The following is a 12,117-nucleotide window of genomic DNA, read 5'->3' as shown; positions in this document are numbered from 1 at the left end:
ATCGATAGGCTGAGGACATGAGCAGGGTCGCATTGATCGACGATCACGAGTCCGTCCGCCTCGGACTGGAGCTCGCCTGCGAGCGTGCCGGCGAGAGCACGGTCGTGTTCTCGGGGAGTACCGTGGGGTCCTATCTGGACTGGCGGGCCGGTACCGGAGCGACCCCGGCCGATGTGGTCGTGCTGGATCTTACGCTCGGCGACGGCACGACCGTCACCGAGAACGTCACGGCGCTGGTCGCGGACGGCGCGAGCGTCGTGATCCACAGCGTGGCCGATCGACCGGCAGCCGTGCGCGAGGCCCTCGTGGCCGGCGCCGCGGGCGTCGTCAGCAAGTCGTCGTCTCTGGATGACGTGCTCGACGCCATCCGCACCGTCGCGATCGGGGAGGCTCTCAACAACGTCGAGTGGGCGAGCGCCGTCGAAGGGGACCGCGAGTTCGCCGATGCTCAGCTGTCGGTGCGCGAGCGCGACGTGCTCAGGCTGTACGCCACGGGGCTGCCGCTCAAGGCGGTCGCCGAACGCCTCGGAGTCGCGTATTCCACGGCGAAGGAGAACATCACCCGTGTGCGGGTGAAGTACGTGGAGGTGGGGCGTCCTGCTCCGACCAAAGTCGACCTGCTGCGCCGGGCGATGGAAGACGGCATCGTCGCCTCCGATGGAGCCGTGAGTGCCGGCTGACACCGCGCTGCGTGCGGCCTGGGGACAGATCCCCTCACCCGGTGGCACGGCGGGCAAGGAGTTCGAGCGCTTCACCGGCAAGCGCATGGAGCGGATCCTCGCGACTGTGGTCGCGATCGGATCGGCGATCCTCGGTGTACAGGCGCTGTTCGCGGCGTTCGGCGGTCAGACCGAACAGGCGTCCACAGTGCAGGTCGTGCTGCTGCTGGTCGTGTACGTGCCGCTCGCGGCGATGCTCGTGGCCTGCGTCCTCGGCCGCGGCGTTCGCGTGGTGAGCGGTGTCTTCGCGGTCGTCTACGTGGTCGCGCTCGCAGCCTGGCCGCTCGTGATCGACTCCCATGCCGCGACGGTCAGCCAGCCCTGGATCTTCTTCCTCGTCAACGTCGGCGTGGTCGCGGCGATGCTCGCCTTCCCCGTCTGGATCCAGGTGATCTGGGCGTTCGGCGTGCCGCTCGTGTACGGATACGTGCGACTCGTCGAGGGCGAGTTCACGGGGACGTACTGGACGTCGACGGCGTTCGACGTGACGTTCACCATCATCCTCGGCGTCGTCATCGTTTCGCTCGGATGGATGTTCCGTTCCGTCGCAACCGGCGTCGACGAGGCCCGCAGCATGGCTGTCGCGTCGTACGCGGCGGCGGCCGCAGGGGCAGCAGCCGAAGAGGAGAAGGTCGCGATGGCCGCCCTGATGCATGACAGCGTCCTCGCGGCGCTGATCGCGGCCGAGCGCGCGGACTCGGATCGTGCCAGAGACCTCGCTGTCGCTATGGCCAGGGAAGCGCTCACCCGCCTCGCCAACACCGAGGCTGCGGTCGCGCAGGAGGGCAGCGATGATCCGGTGGGTGCGGCCCAGATCGTCGCTGAGCTGCGTCGCGCGCTCTCGGAACTGGGAGCCGACGCGATCGTGGAGGAGCGTGGCACCGGTGGCCTCATCCCCGGGAGGGCCGCGCGGGCAATGGTGCTCGCGGCACGGCAGGCGATCGGCAACGCGATGGCGCACGCGAACGGCCGGGGTCTGCATGTGATCGCCGAGGGACGCGGCGATGACGGGCTCACGGTGACGATCATCGACACCGGTCCAGGGTTCGACTTGGATGCGATCGGGGAGGACCGGCTCGGCATCCGTGCGTCGATCATCGCGCGTATGGCGGGCGTCGCCGGCACCGCGACCATCGACTCCGATTCGACGGGTACGCGTGTGATCCTCGGTTGGGAGCAGGTGTGAACCGCTCCGTGCGAAGTGTGGCGACGGCACTGGCCGTCGGATTCGCGATCTACTTCGCGGCTCGTGCCGTGTGGTGGACCGTGCAACCGGCCGCACCGCTGCTCATGGTGGCGTCGATCCTGCTGTACGTCGTCGTGATGGTCGCGTCCGTGCTCGTCGAGGGGCCGAACGCGCCGCGACTGCCGGCCTGGTGGGGGATCATCGCTCTGCTCGCGGGGATCGCCATCCCCGTGCTGGTCAGCTCGTCGCTGCAGCCGATCCATCGCACGGCGCCGTTCGCGACCTGGTACATCGGCGGCGTCGGGCTGCTCGCCGTGGTGTGCATCGTGCGCAGGAGGCCGGTGATCGGGTGGCTGGTGCTGGCCGTGCTCATGGCGGTGTCGAGCGTCTATCTCGGATTCTTCGTGGCACTGGAGCTGGGTCTGGTGGGATCGATCACCTGGGCCGTCGTCGCCCAGCTGCTGGTGCTCTTCTGGGATCGGGCAGTGCGCGACACCGAGCACCTGGCAGACATTCAGCGAGCCGTATCGGCGTGGCACGCGACGCAGCTCGTCCGTCAGCGCGAGCGTCGCATCCGCGTGCAGTACGCGCTCGGTGCCGCCGGGCCGGTGCTGACGAGCACGATCGCCTCGCGAGGACGACTCAGAGAGGAGGAGCGGCTGGAGGCGCGGCTCGCCGAAGGGCGCCTGCGTGATGAGCTGCGCGGTGCGAGTCTTCTGAACGACGCCGTCCGCTCCGCCATCCGCGACGTGCGTCTGCGCGGCATCGCAGTGACCGTGTTCGACGAGGGTGGGCTCGACGAGCTCGGCGAGGCGCGGCGCGACGAGATCCGCAACGAGCTCGCCGATGTGCTCGGGCAGGCCGATGTCGAGCGCGTCATCATCCGCGCCGCGCGAGATGCTCACACCGCCGTGACGGTGGTGGGGCGGTCGGGGACGGGAGATTCGTCCGACGACGACGCTGTCGGCCTGTGGCACGAGATCCCGCGGGAACGAAGCGTGGACGCGACGCCCTGAGAGAGAGGGCGAGGGGCGGCGAAGCCGCCCGCCCCTCGCCGATGCGGTGCAGTTACCCGAAAACTGACCGCCGGAGATCGATCACCGTCTGCCTACCCTGGGGCAGAGAGACCGATCGAACGCGAAGCGTTGGTATCAGTCTGGTCGGTGTGCAAGAACTTTGTCTGTAGGTATTTCGGGGGACAAGGATTCAGGTGAATAGTTCAGCCTGAGAAGCGTCCCCAGGGGATGTCCCGACGCATGGGTTTGCGGATCGGGCGCTGCGTGCGCTGCCACGCCGAGACGCGCGGCTCATCGGCGACGGCAGCCGTCGCTTCGCGCTCGTACGCGTCGGTGACCACCGCGATCAGCGCGGCGAGCTCCTCCTCGTTCGAAGTGCCGCGGACGATGCGAAGGTCGGGAGCCGCGTGCTCGTCGGTCACAGCGGGATGTTCCCGTGCTTCTTGGGCGGCAGCTCGGCACGCTTGCCGCGGAGTGCTCGCAGCGCTTTCGCGATCGACACGCGCGTGTTCGCCGGCTCGATGACGCCGTCGATCTCGCCGCGCTCAGCCGCCAGGAACGGAGACGTCACGCTGTAGGTGTACTCGTTCGCGAGGCGCGTGCGGACAGCGGCGACGTCCTCGCCGGCCTCCTCGGCCTTGCGGATCTCGTTGCGGTACAGGATGTTCACGGCGCCCTGGCCGCCCATGACGGCGATCTCGGCGGTCGGCCACGCGAGGTTGACGTCGGCGCCGAGTTGCTTGGAGCCCATGACGATGTACGCGCCGCCGTACGCCTTGCGCAGGATCACGGTGACCAGCGGCACGGTGGCCTCGGCGTAGGCGTAGATGAGCTTGGCGCCGCGGCGGATGACGCCGGTCCATTCCTGGTCGGTCCCGGGGAGGTAACCGGGAACGTCGACGAGCGTGACGATCGGGATGGAGAACGCGTCGCAGAAGCGCACGAAGCGGCTGGCCTTCTCGCCAGCCTCGATGTTCAGCGTGCCGGCCATCTGCGAGGGCTGATTGGCGATGATGCCGACCGAGCGCCCCTCGATGCGGCCGAAGCCGATCACGATATTCGGAGCGAAGAGCGGCTGCACCTCGAGGAAGTCGTCGTCGATCACGTGGTCGATGACAGTGTGGATGTCGTAGGGCTGGTTCGCGGAGTCCGGGATGATCGTGTTCAGGGTGCGATCGGCATCCGTCGTCTCCCATTCGAAGCCTGACTCGTAGCCGGGGATCTCGGCCATGTTGTTGTCGGGCAGGAAGCCCAGCAGCGTGCGCGCGTAGTCGATCGCATCGTCCTCGTCGTCTGCGAGGTAGTGCGCCACGCCGGAGCGCGTGTTGTGGGTGAGGGCTCCGCCGAGCTCCTCCATTCCGACATCCTCACCGGTGACGGTCTTGATGACATCGGGGCCGGTGACGAACATCTGGCTGGTCTTGTCGACCATGATGACGAAGTCGGTGAGCGCCGGCCCGTACACGGCGCCGCCGGCAGCCGGGCCCATGATGATCGAGATCTGCGGGATGACGCCGGACGAGCGCGTGTTCAGCTTGAAGATCTCGCCGTACTTGCTGAGGGCCAGCACGCCCTCCTGGATGCGGGCTCCGCCCGAGTCGAGGATGCCGATCACTGGCATGCCGCTGGTGAGGGCGAACTCCATGATCTTGATGATCTTGTCGCCCGAGACCTCGCCGAGCGAGCCGCCGAAAGTCGTGAAGTCCTGTGAGTAGACAGCGACCGTACGGCCGTGGATCGTGCCGATTCCGGTGACCACGGAGTCGCCGTAGGGGCGGTTGCGGCCCATGCCGAACGCCGTGGTGCGGTGGCGGACGTACTCGTCGAACTCGACGAAGCTGCCAGGGTCCACGAGCAGTTCGATGCGCTCTCGGGCGGTCATCTTGCCCTTGGCGTGCTGCTTCTCCTGCGCGATCTTCTCGGGCTCTGTGACCGCCTCGTTCAGGCGGGCGTGGAGGTCGGCGATCTTACTGGCGGTCGTGGAGAGGTCAGGGGTGTCCGTCACGGATTCCACCCTAGCGCCGCGCGCACGCCTCGCGTTGGATGCCTCGCACAACGGGTCGGGGGATCCTTTGGCGGGTTCCGTTGAGGTGCGGCGTCGCCTCGCGTCGCAGCGCGTGCAGTCGTTGCCGTCACACGACGAACCGCCACACGTACTCGAGCCCGTCGGCCGGGCGGAACCAGGCGATGGTCACGACGGCGTCGTCGAGGTCCGCCCCGCACAGACACAGTTCGATGTCCTCAGACGGCAGCACTTGACCCCACAGTTGGGTGTTCTCGCGGCTGGGGTCATCCAGCAGCACGCGTACGAAGTCAGCGCTCTCCGCGCTGCCGTTGATCACGACGGGGTGAGCAGGATCGGCGCGGCGGACCATCCAGGGCACGCGGTACGCCGCAGGCGGAGGAGACTCTGATGGATCGATCGGTCGCAGCATGCGAGCAACGGTAGGAACGACCGTCGACGTCGGACCCTCGCTGGAGAAGCCCCTTCACTGATCGGTTGACAAGGTGTCAGGAGGTCCTGTCCGTGGAGGGCGGGTCGAGTTCGTGATCCTTGCGCCTGCGACGCGTCACCTCGCCGACCTTCTCGCCCACCCGGCTTGCGCTCCGCGCGACCGTGCCAGCGCTCCGTGCGACGACGCCCGCGACGCCGGCGACCGCAGAGCCGGCGTAGCGAGCGCCGTTCAGCATCCGCAGCTCGAGCTTCTTCGATCCTTCGACGGGTTCGAGATCGGCGGGAAGAACCGCAGGAGCCACCCCGAACGCGCGACGCGACGTCGTCAGTACGCGACGCCCCAGCATGTGGTTGCCCGCGCCGCCCACCGCCGCGCCGATGCCGAACGGCATCGCCTTGCCGAGGAACGAGGCGCCACCCGCTGCGGCGAAATGCTTCACGAACCGGGTCTTGAGCTGATCGACGACGGGGCCGACGGCTGCTCGGGGGAGCGACTTCGTCACGATCTCGCCCCAGTACGACGACCTGCTCGATCCTTTGCCCGTCGCCTGATTGGCCAGCTGGCCGACGAGGTCGACACCCTCTTTGCCGAGCATCAGCGTCATGACGAGCGCGCGTGCGCGGTCGGGATTCTCGATCGCGATGCCGTGGACTTCTGCGAGCGACTGGGCGAACAGCGCGGTGGACTCGAGGAAGCCGAGAGTCTCGACACCCGACAGCGCCAGTGTGACGCCGGTGCCGATGCCTGGGACGACGGCGGTGGCGCCGACCGCAGCTCCACCTGTCGTGACGGCAGCCAGATAGCGGCGCTCGAGAATGCGAACCAGGCGATCCGGTGTGGCATCCGGATTGCGCAGGCGGATGCTGCGGATGTGTGCGAGCACGAGCGGACGCTGGATGGCCAGCACCTTGTCCAGTCCGCGTACGGTCAGCGGATGCTCCTCCGAGCCGGCGGGCGGCACTCCTTTGTCCCAAGCGGAGTCGTCCGGGAGGGAGTGGATCTTGTGCACCTTCTTGGCCATGGGCAGATCCTATGCAGGCGGTCCGGAAGAATGCCGAAAGCCCGACACCTTCGATGAGATCGGTGTCGGGGTTTCGCGCGTTTGCTCCGGCGGTTCAGACGAAGAGGTTCGCCTGCTCGAGATCCTCGGCGAAGTCGACCTCGACCGCGTACAGGTCGGAGACGTCCATCGGCTCGAGCAGCAGGCCGTCCTCGGCGATCGCCAGCTCGAGGCCGCCCTCGAAGTACTCCTGATCGTCGACCCGCGACAGCTGGCGCATGAACGCCTTCTTGTACGTGGAGGAGATGTAGTTGATGCCGATCGCCTCGCCGAGGCCGGCCTTCACCGACTTCGACAGCTCCTTGATGAAGCCCTCGGCGGTGACGGTGTACTTGACCTCTTCGTCGCTCACCTTCGAGGTGTTGACGGCGACGAACGACTGGTCGCGCTCGATGTACTCGATCGCGCGCCCGAGGATGCGCGGGTCGAAGACGACGTCGCCGTTCATCCAGAGCACGCCGCCCTTGCCCGTCGCGCCGAGGGCGCGCAACAGGCTCTTGGACGTGTTGGTCTCGTCGTAGCGCTCGTTGTGCACGTAGTTGACGTGCGGGAACGCCTCGATGATGGTCTCGGCGCGGTAGCCGACGACGGCGGTGACGCGTGCGTCGCTGCCGAAGGCTGCGCGGATGTTCTCGTGCTGCTGCTGCATGATCGAGCGGCCGTCGCTGAGCTGGGTCAGCGGCTTCGGAAGCGCGCGCCCGAGGCGCGAGCCCATGCCGGCGGCGAGGATGACGGTCTGAAGAGTCACGAATACTCCTAAAAAAGAATCTGTGTTCATGGCCGGTTCACCGGCCGGACACTTCTTCGTGCCGACGTTCATGCTAGCGATGCCCGCTGGGAAGCCCCGGGGTGAGGCACCGCCGTTGCCATTTCGTGATGAGGTACACACCGGATCCACAGGTCGCATGGATCGTGGTGGACCCCTGCGTCGATTGTTTCGCGTGGCCCGGGGAAAGTCCACTGCCCGTTGATACCTTAGGACGGTGACTGCACCAGTGGATGACGACTTCGAAGGCCCGGATGCCGCCCCGAGCGCTCCCGCTGAAGACAAGACCACGACGCGCACCTCGACTGTGCGGATCGTCGCCGCGCGTCCGAAGCGACAACCCGCAGCACGCACGAGTACGGCGAAGGCGACCCCTGACAAGACCTCGGCCGTGAAGGCGGCCGCCGCGCGCAATGCCGCTGCGCGGTCGGAGACGAAGAGCGCCGCGTCCAAGACCGCAGCGGCGAAGTCCGCGGCCGCGAAGGCGGCCGCCGCGAAGGCCGCAGCCACCAAAGCGACCAAGGCTGCGGCGGTGAAGGCTGAGCGAGAGGCAGCGAAGGCGGCGAAGCAGGAAGCTGCTCTGCGCGCCAAGGAGCAGGCGGCGGATGCCGTCACTGCCGGCGAGGTGATCGACGCAGCCCCGGATGCCGCCCCTGAGGAACTGATCGCCGATCTCCTCGACCCGGACTCGGTCGCGATCCCCGAGCCGATCGTCGACGCCGAGCCAGAGCCGCTCTTCCGACCCGAACCGAAGCAGAAGCCCGTTCCCGAGCCCGACCCGGAGCCCGTTCCCGAGCCCGAGCCGGAGCCCGACCCGACCCCGGAATCGGAGAACGACCCGACCCCGGAACCGGAGAACGAGCCGGAGCAGGCGAAGGAGCGCGAGCAGGACATCGACGCAGCCGCAGCCGCGGAAGCCGTCGTCACCGATGTGCATGCGCCCGCGGCATCCGATGCGATCGTCGTCCGCGGTCTGGTGAAGGACTTCGGCGACCACCGCGCGGTGAACGGCATCGACCTCACGGTCCCGGCCGGCTCGTTCTACGGCATCGTCGGTCCGAACGGCGCAGGGAAGACGACGACCCTGTCGATCCTGGCCGGGCTCCTGCGAGCCGATGCCGGTGACATCGAGGTGTGCGGCATCGACCAGGCGAAGAATCCGCTCAGCGCCAAGCGCGTCATGGGTGTCCTGCCCGACCGGCTGCGCACCTTCGACCGCCTGACCGGCAGGCAGCTGCTGCACTACTACGGCCTGCTCCGCGGGCTCTCTGCGGACGTCATCGAGAAGCGCTCGGCCGACCTCATGCGCGCATTCGATCTCGCCGGATCCGTCGGTCGTGTCGTGTCCGACTACTCGGCAGGCATGACGAAGAAGATCATGCTCGCCGGAGCCATGATCCACTCGCCGCGGGTGCTCATCCTCGATGAGCCGTTCGAGTCCGTCGACCCGGTCTCCTCGGCCGTGATCCTCGACATCCTCCGCGCCTATGTCGACCACGGCGGCACGGTCATCCTCTCCAGCCACGGCATGGATCTCGTCGAGCGCGTGTGCTCGCGCGTCGCGATCATCGTGGGTGGAGACGTGCTCGCCGAGGGCACGATCGACGAGGTGCGCGCTGGACAGACGCTCGAATCGCGTTTCGTCGAGCTGTCCGGCGGCACCGGCGAGGTGGAGGGGCTCGAGTGGTTGCACACGTTCTCCGACTGAGGATCGCGCTCATGCTCGGCGCCCTGCGGGGCGACCGAGTGGTGCGCACGATCATCGGGCTGGCTGCGCTCGTGGCGGCGACCGCGGTCGTCTGCGTCGCCCTGCTGAGCCTGTCCGATGCCCCGCTGACCGCAGCCAGGACCGTGATCGTGCTGGGCAGCGCCGCGGCGGTGCTGGGATTCCTCGTCGGTCCGATCCTCACCGGCACGGCCGATCAGCTCGACCCGCGACGGTTCCGCGTGTTCGGCGTCGACGATCGTGCGATGCCGTGGATCCTCGGCTTCGCGTCGATGGTGAGCGTGCCCTCATTCGCCCTCATCGCCGTCGCCGCGTGCTTCGTCGTCACGCTCGTCGCACTGGGCACACCGGTCTGGGGCGCCGTGATCACCGCCGTGTTCGGCGTCATCTCCCTCGCTGTCGCCGCGCGCATCGGCATGGCGATCAGCGCCCTGCTGCTGCCGGAACGACGTTCCCGAGAACTCACCGCTCTGTTCGTGCTCGCCGTGATCGTCGTCGCCTTCCCCGCAGCGGTGTTCCTCGGATCCCTGGAGTGGGACGGCCGTGTACCGGACGCCGTCGCCGCGGCGGCCAACGTCATCGCATCCACGCCGCTCGCCGCAGTCCCCGGATTCGCCCTGGCCGTCGCGGCCGGCGACGAGTCGGGAGCGTGGCTGAGCGGCCTCATCTCTGTCGCGACCGTGATCGCGCTCTGGATGTGCTGGACCTGGCTCGTGCGGCGGCTGCTGACGACCACTGATCGGCCGACGATGGCCCGCGAGCGGTCCGGTCTCGGATGGTTCGGGCTGCTGCCGGCGAACGCGTTCGGTGCGATCGCCGCGCGGAGCCTCGTGTACTGGTTCCGTGATCGCCGCTACATCGTCAACTTCGTGATCGTGCCGATCGCCGGTGTGCTGACCGTCTTCCCGCTGCTGGTGGCAGGGGTTCCGCTGTACATCGCGGCCCTCGTGCCGGTTCCGGTCATGGCGCTCTTCTTCGGCTGGCTACCCCACAACGATGCCGCGTACGACTCCACAGCGCTCTGGGTCCACGTCGCGAGCGGCATCCGCGGTGCTGCCGACCGGCTCGGCCGCCTCGTCCCGATCGCGCTCGTCGCGATCCCGGTGCTCGCCATCGCGATCCCTGTCAGCCTGGCCCTGGTCGACAGCTGGTATCTGCTGATGCCGATGATCGGTCTTGCTGCAAACCTCTTCCTGGGTGGTCTCGGGGTCTCCAGCATCCTGTCGGTCACCTCGCCTTACGCGGTCTCGCGCCCTGGTGACAGTCCGTTCCAGCAGCCGCAGCGTTCGGCATCCCGTGCTGGATACGCACCGGCGATCGGTTTCATCGGCGCCCTGGTGCTGAGCGCTCCGACCATCTGGCTGTTCGTCATGACGGTGATCGAGGACGATTCGTACAACCCCGCCACCTTCTGGGTGGGGACGGCGTCAGGCATCGTGCTCCTCGCCGCCGGAGCCGCGATCGGCGGACTCGTCTGGGATCGCGGCGGGACGCGTCTCATGGAGTTCGTCGAGACCGCTTGAGACCACCCCGACGGCGCGCCCGGCGATTAGACTCAGCGCATGAGTACTCCGCTGGACAGCCCCGATCAGGGCGGCGTGGCAACGCTTGATCGCGAACTGGAAGAACTTCTCAAGGAAGAGAATCTCGAGCCGGGCGACCACGAGCGCTTCTCGCACTACGTCAAGAAGGACAAGATCCTCGAGTCGGCGATCACCGGCAAGCCGGTGCGAGCGCTGTGCGGCAAGAAGTGGACGCCTGGTCGCGACCCGGAGAAGTTCCCGATCTGCCCGACGTGCAAGGAGATCTACGAGTCGATGGTCGGCTGACGCCCATCACCCCTGATCGACGAAGACCGTCGGGATCGCCGGGTCGGACTTGCTGAGCGCGAGTGCGCGCACGGGCAGCTCCTCGCGCACGCGCAGGTGGTGCTCTCGAGCGGATGCCGTCCCTGACGCCCCTTCATACGAGGTGTCGATGTCTCCTGCTTCGACCAGCGCGACCTGGAGCGGCCGGGAGTCCGGGTGCTCCGCCGCCGAACCCAGAGCTTCGAACCCGTCGGAGACGACGATGGTCTCGGCCGTGGCAGCCCCGCCCTGCAGCATGCGGAACGCGGCCTTGCGGCCGCCCTTCGAACCCTTGTCCGTCGAAGCCTTGGCGACGCTGACCCAGCCGCCGCCGGCATCCTGCCTGGCGACGAGTTTGTAGACCATCCCGGCCGTCGGATATCCGGAGCCGGTGACGACGGACGTCCCGACGCCGTAGAAGTCGACGGGGGATGCCGCAAGAGCCGCGATCGCGTACTCGTCGAGGTCGCTCGTCACGGTGATCTTCGTGTTCACAGCGCCCAGCTCGTCCAACTGGGTGCGCACGGCAGCGGCGACCGTCGGGAGATCGCCGGAGTCGAGCCGGACGCCGCCGAGGTCGGTGCCGGCGACGCGCACAGCGGTGGCGACGCCCTCGCGGATGTCATAGGTATCCACGAGCAGTGTCGTGCCGGTGCCGAGACTGTCGATCTGAGCGCGGAACGCGGCCTCTTCGGAGTCGTGCAGGAGAGTCCAGGAGTGGGCGGCGGTGCCCATCGTCGGGATGCCCCACAGCCGCCCGGCCTCGAGGTTGCTGGTGGCGCCGAAGCCGGCGATGTACGCAGCGCGGGCGGCGGCCACCGCCGAGTGCTCGGCTGCACGTCGTGAGCCCATCTCCGCGAGCGGGCGCTCGCCGGCGGCGATGCTCATGCGGGATGCCGCTGTCGCGACCGCCGAGTCGTGGTTCAGGACGCTCAATGCGATCGTCTCCAGCACCACGGCGTCGGCGAAGGTGCCCTCGACGGTGAGGAGGGGGGAGCCGGGGAAGTACAGCTCGCCCTCGCGGTAGCCGCGGATCGATCCGGTGAACCGGTAGTTCTCCAGATACGTGAGCGTGTCGGCATCCACGACGTTCTTGTCCCGCAGGAATCGCAGCTCGTCTTCGCCGAAGCGGAAATCGCGCAGCAGCGACAGCAGGCGCCCCGTTCCGGCCACGACGCCGAAACGACGTCCGCCGGACAGCCGGCGGGCGAACAGCTCGAACACGCTGGGGCGAGCGGCGGTTCCGTCACGCAGGGCCGCGCCCAGCATGGTGAGTTCGTAGCGGTCGGTGAGCAGCGCCGTCGACGAGGTCATCCACTCAGCCTACTGGCGCCGCTCCGG

Annotated in this window: 12 protein-coding genes; 6 read left to right on the top strand and 6 right to left on the bottom strand. The window is 68.0% G+C overall.

The annotated features are described in order from the left end of the window. The first annotated feature begins 17 nt into the window (after window positions 1–17). From LQZ87_RS13310 to LQZ87_RS13300, 3 genes are read left to right on the top strand one after another with little or no spacing between them, the layout of a single operon-like run. Window positions 18–680 carry a response regulator transcription factor gene (locus tag LQZ87_RS13310; RefSeq protein WP_230103926.1) on the top strand — a complete coding sequence of 221 codons (663 nt, stop codon included), beginning with the start codon at window positions 18–20 and terminating at the stop codon, window positions 678–680. Beyond that, window positions 670–1,905 (top strand): ATP-binding protein, encoded by a 1,236-nt coding sequence (locus tag LQZ87_RS13305; protein WP_230103925.1) that lies wholly within the window; start codon window positions 670–672, stop codon window positions 1,903–1,905. The genes LQZ87_RS13310 and LQZ87_RS13305 overlap by 11 nt, the downstream gene beginning before the upstream one ends. After that, a complete protein-coding gene (locus tag LQZ87_RS13300; protein WP_230103924.1) occupies window positions 1,902–2,921 on the top strand; it encodes a hypothetical protein in 1,020 nt (339 codons plus the stop codon). Before LQZ87_RS13305 ends, LQZ87_RS13300 begins: the two co-directional genes overlap by 4 nt. A 203-nt stretch (window positions 2,922–3,124) precedes the next feature. Here the strand turns inward: LQZ87_RS13300 and LQZ87_RS13295 are convergent, their stop codons facing one another. The 5 genes from LQZ87_RS13295 to LQZ87_RS13275 all read right to left on the bottom strand — a co-directional run bounded on the left by LQZ87_RS13295 (window position 3,125) and on the right by LQZ87_RS13275 (window position 7,185). Further along, a complete protein-coding gene (locus tag LQZ87_RS13295) occupies window positions 3,125–3,343 on the bottom strand; it encodes an acyl-CoA carboxylase subunit epsilon (protein ID WP_230103923.1) in 219 nt (72 codons plus the stop codon). Then, the gene (locus tag LQZ87_RS13290) at window positions 3,340–4,935 is read right to left on the bottom strand and encodes an acyl-CoA carboxylase subunit beta (protein ID WP_230103922.1); all 1,596 of its coding nucleotides are present in this window, start codon (window positions 4,933–4,935) and stop codon (window positions 3,340–3,342) included. Before LQZ87_RS13290 ends, LQZ87_RS13295 begins: the two co-directional genes overlap by 4 nt. 118 nt (window positions 4,936–5,053) lie before the next feature. Further along, entirely contained in the window at window positions 5,054–5,356 is a 303-nt protein-coding gene (locus tag LQZ87_RS13285; protein WP_230103921.1) for a hypothetical protein, read from the bottom strand. Between the two features lie 76 nt (window positions 5,357–5,432). Further along, entirely contained in the window at window positions 5,433–6,398 is a 966-nt protein-coding gene (locus LQZ87_RS13280; RefSeq protein WP_230103920.1) for a hypothetical protein, read from the bottom strand. 94 nt (window positions 6,399–6,492) lie between these two features. Continuing rightward, a complete protein-coding gene (locus LQZ87_RS13275) occupies window positions 6,493–7,185 on the bottom strand; it encodes an NTP transferase domain-containing protein (RefSeq protein ID WP_230103919.1) in 693 nt (230 codons plus the stop codon). A 235-nt stretch (window positions 7,186–7,420) separates the two neighbouring features. Between LQZ87_RS13275 and LQZ87_RS13270 the strand changes: the two genes are divergently transcribed. Genes LQZ87_RS13270 through LQZ87_RS13260 form a run of 3 tightly spaced genes read left to right on the top strand, consistent with a single transcriptional unit; the run spans window position 7,421 to window position 10,758 of the window. Then, window positions 7,421–8,911 carry an ABC transporter ATP-binding protein gene (locus LQZ87_RS13270; protein WP_363317990.1) on the top strand — a complete coding sequence of 497 codons (1,491 nt, stop codon included), beginning with the start codon at window positions 7,421–7,423 and terminating at the stop codon, window positions 8,909–8,911. 11 nt (window positions 8,912–8,922) lie between these two features. Then, the gene (locus tag LQZ87_RS13265) at window positions 8,923–10,452 is read left to right on the top strand and encodes a hypothetical protein (RefSeq protein ID WP_230103918.1); all 1,530 of its coding nucleotides are present in this window, start codon (window positions 8,923–8,925) and stop codon (window positions 10,450–10,452) included. Window positions 10,453–10,491: 39 nt separating this feature from the next. Further along, window positions 10,492–10,758, top strand: a complete 267-nt coding sequence (locus tag LQZ87_RS13260) for a DUF3039 domain-containing protein (protein ID WP_175985570.1) — start codon at window positions 10,492–10,494, stop codon at window positions 10,756–10,758. A gap of 6 nt (window positions 10,759–10,764) precedes the next feature. On the opposite strand, the gene LQZ87_RS13255 is transcribed toward LQZ87_RS13260, so the two are convergent. After that, complete coding sequence (locus LQZ87_RS13255; protein ID WP_230103917.1) at window positions 10,765–12,090, bottom strand: nicotinate phosphoribosyltransferase; 1,326 nt, start codon at window positions 12,088–12,090, stop codon at window positions 10,765–10,767. Window positions 12,091–12,117 lie beyond the last annotated feature (27 nt).

Origin of the sequence: Microbacterium sp. Bi121 (genome assembly GCF_918698005.1) — a bacterium.
GTDB lineage: Bacteria > Actinomycetota > Actinomycetes > Actinomycetales > Microbacteriaceae > Microbacterium.
This window is presented reverse-complemented; position numbering and strand designations above follow the sequence as displayed.

Coding starts and splice junctions, on each gene's coding strand:
- LQZ87_RS13310 (WP_230103926.1), top strand. CDS start 18: ATGAGCAGGGTCGCATTGATCGACGATCACGAGTCCGTCCGCCTCGGA.
- LQZ87_RS13285 (WP_230103921.1), bottom strand. CDS start 5,356: ATGCTGCGACCGATCGATCCATCAGAGTCTCCTCCGCCTGCGGCGTAC.
- LQZ87_RS13280 (WP_230103920.1), bottom strand. CDS start 6,398: ATGGCCAAGAAGGTGCACAAGATCCACTCCCTCCCGGACGACTCCGCT.
- LQZ87_RS13265 (WP_230103918.1), top strand. CDS start 8,923: ATGCTCGGCGCCCTGCGGGGCGACCGAGTGGTGCGCACGATCATCGGG.
- LQZ87_RS13260 (WP_175985570.1), top strand. CDS start 10,492: ATGAGTACTCCGCTGGACAGCCCCGATCAGGGCGGCGTGGCAACGCTT.
- LQZ87_RS13255 (WP_230103917.1), bottom strand. CDS start 12,090: ATGACCTCGTCGACGGCGCTGCTCACCGACCGCTACGAACTCACCATG.